Raw genomic sequence first — 2,814 nt, 5'->3', positions numbered from 1 at the left:
CGGGCCGGAGTTGCGTGCGCTCGCGCTGTACTTCCTGGTCCGCCAGTACCTGCCGGTCGAGCGGGCCTGGGAGGCGATCGCCGAGCTGTGTGGGGTGGAGGTCTCGGTGGGCTGGCTGCATTCGCTGCTGGCCCTGGGAGCGGACGCGCTCGCCGAGCCGGTCGACGCGATCGAACAGTGGATCGCCGCGGAGAAGGTCGTCGGGTTCGACGAGACCCCGCTGAAGGTCGGGCCGAAGGGCGAGAAACGCTACGTGCTCTCGGCGTCGACGCTGCTGTTCGAGCCTGTTCATGCTGGGAGGCCGTGACAAGGCGAGTTTCCGGCTGTTCCTGCTCGGCCGGATGCTCGGGGTCGTCGTCCACGACCGTTACGCCCTCTACGACGCCGAAGGAGTTCGTCGGGTGCTGTCAAGTTCTCTGTGTGCGGGGTGGTTCCTGTTCTCCCTGCTTGCCGATACTAGATCATCTTTAGGCTTTGTGATCTCGCGGGCGCGCCGCGCGCTGTGCTGGGGCAGGTCCCGCCTGCCCCTGTGCCCTGACCCCAGGGGCCGCAGAGGTCTTCGGGGTCAAGGGCGGCCCGCAGGGCCGTCGCGTCAGCGATCGCGTAGCGACCCTTGAGGCCGGAGAGGCGGCCCCGTACCGCGCGCGGCGCATCCCGGCCACGGCGGTGGCTGTGCGGTGCGGGGGATGGGCGGCGGCGAAACCGCCTCCTTCTTCGGTGTTCTGTCTGCACGGTGAGCTCCTCCTTGCCGTGGGCGGGCGCGGTCAGTGGAGGTACTGTTCGGGCAGCCGGCCGGGATAGGCGAGCGCAAGCGCGTTCAACGCCTGGCGCCAGTGCTGGGTGGTGGCGCCTTCGACGAGCCGGCCCGGCGCGTTGCGTCGGCTGGCCGGCTTGCCGCGTTCGGCCTGACGGGCTCGGGCGCGTTTGTCCTCGATGTCCCGGATCGCCAGCCACAGCAGCTTGACGACCGCGTCGTCGGTGGGGAAATGCCCCCGGTTCTTGATGATTTTCCGAAGCTGGTAGTTCAGGCTCTCGATGCTGTTCGTCGTGTAGATGATCCGCCGCACCGCCGCCGGGAACGCCAGGAACGGGATGAACCGCTCCCAGGCCCGTTCCCACACCGCGACCGCCGCCGGGTAGCGACGGCCCAGCTCATGCTCGGTCAGGGCCAGCAGCGCGTCCTCGGCCGCCTCGACGGTCGGCGCCGTGTAGACGGTCCGCAGCAGCCGGGCCATCGGCCTGCGGTCGGTGTAGGAGACATACCGCAGCGACGCGCGGATCAGATGCACGACACAGGTCTGGACCACGGTGTGTGGCCAGGTCGCCTCGATCGCCTCGGGCAGCCCCACCACCCCGTCGCAGCACGCGATGAGCACATCGCGCACGCCACGGTTGGCCAGCTCGGTCAGCACCCCCAGCCAGAACTTCGCACCCTCACTGGACTGCACCCAGATGCCCAGCACATGCCTGACCCCGTCACAGTCCACCCCGACGACCAGGTACGCGGCCTTGTTGACCACCGTATGGCCGTCGCGGACCTTCACCCACAGCGCGTCGATACAGAGGATCGGATAGACCGGTTCCAACGGCGCCGACTGCCAGGCCCGGACCTCTTCCACCACCCCATCCGTGATCTTGCTGATGGTCTCCCGGGACAGCTCGGTACCCACCGTCCGCGCCAGATGATGCTGAATGTCCCGAACGGTCATCCCACCCGCATACAACGAGATGATCATCTCGTCGAGGCCGCCGGACAGCCGCCGGCTGCCCTTGGGAACCAGCCGCGGCTCGAACGAACCCGCCCGGTCCCGTGGTGTGCCGACCGGGACAGGGCCCACCTCGGTCTGCAGCGTCTTCCCCGTGGTGCCGTTGCGGCAGTTCGGGCCACCCCACCCCGACCGATCCCCCTTCTCATAGCCAAGATGGTCGGACAGTTCCACCGCAAGGCCGCGTTCCAGCAGCGCCCGCACCAACTCCGGCAGGAAACCGCCGTCGCCGGTCAACCGCAGCCCCTCCGCGTCCACCCGATCAAACAACGCGTCCAACCACGGCCCCTCGGCCAGCTCCCGGGCCGAGACCGCTGAACCCTCCACGACCGGCTTCTGACCCGCCGCCACCGGCGGCCGGTCACCACTCATCACCGACATCGGAGACCTCCTCCCAAGACGCCGCGTCTACGCCCGACGCCCCAGCTCATGCCCACCTCCTTGCACACAGACCATTGGACAGGCTCCGCCGAAGGAGTTCGTCGGTTTCCTGCACCAACTCTGTGTCAGCCATCTGCTGGGTGACCTCCAGGACGCCGTCGAGACCTACCCGGAGGCGGTGTGGCCGGTCCAGCTCCAGCAGGCGTTGCGCGGCCTGGTCCACCAGGCCAACCTCGCCCGCGCGGCCGGGCTGGCCGAGGTCCCCGCCGCGCTGCGCGACCCGCTGGTCGCCGAGTACCGCGGCGCGGTCCGCGTCGGGCTCAGGGACGTCCCCGCGGCCGAGAAGGGCGCCAAGCAGCCGGTCGGCCGCTGCCTGCTCGAATGCCTGCGCGACCGCCAAGACGACGTGCTCCGCTTCGTCTTCGACCTCGACGTGTGGCCCACGAACAACCAGAGTGACCGCGACCTCCGGCCGTTCAAGACCCAGCAGAAGATCTCCGGCCGGCTCACCTCCGCGGCCGTGACCGCCTGCCGCCTCCAGATCGCCAGCTACCTGTCCACCACCCGCAAACACGGCGCCCCCGCCCTGCACGCCCTACACGCCCTACACGCCCTACGCCTCGCGTTCCGCGGCACCCCCTGGAGATACCACCACCCACCGTCGCCC

3 protein-coding genes are annotated in these 2,814 nt (G+C 69.4%); 2 read left to right on the top strand and 1 reads right to left on the bottom strand.

Going from position 1 to position 2,814, the window contains the following annotated elements; all coding sequences use genetic code 11:
- Positions 1-307: IS66 family transposase (locus AC08OO_RS22975; RefSeq protein WP_476619070.1), on the top strand; the 307-nt coding region annotated here is incomplete at its 5' end.
- A 457-nt stretch (positions 308-764) separates the two neighbouring features.
- Here AC08OO_RS22975 and AC08OO_RS22970 read toward each other — a convergent pair.
- Positions 765-2,138 (bottom strand): IS256 family transposase, encoded by a 1,374-nt coding sequence (locus AC08OO_RS22970; protein WP_476619073.1) that lies wholly within the window; start codon positions 2,136-2,138, stop codon positions 765-767.
- Here AC08OO_RS22970 and AC08OO_RS22965 point away from each other — a divergent pair.
- On the top strand, positions 2,137-2,814 hold a 678-nt coding region (locus AC08OO_RS22965; RefSeq protein ID WP_476619072.1), incomplete at its 3' end, for an IS66 family transposase. The two genes, AC08OO_RS22970 and AC08OO_RS22965, sit on opposite strands and share 2 nt — an antisense overlap.

The organism is Frankia sp. CeCAU1 (genome assembly GCF_977971845.1).
This window is presented reverse-complemented; position numbering and strand designations above follow the sequence as displayed.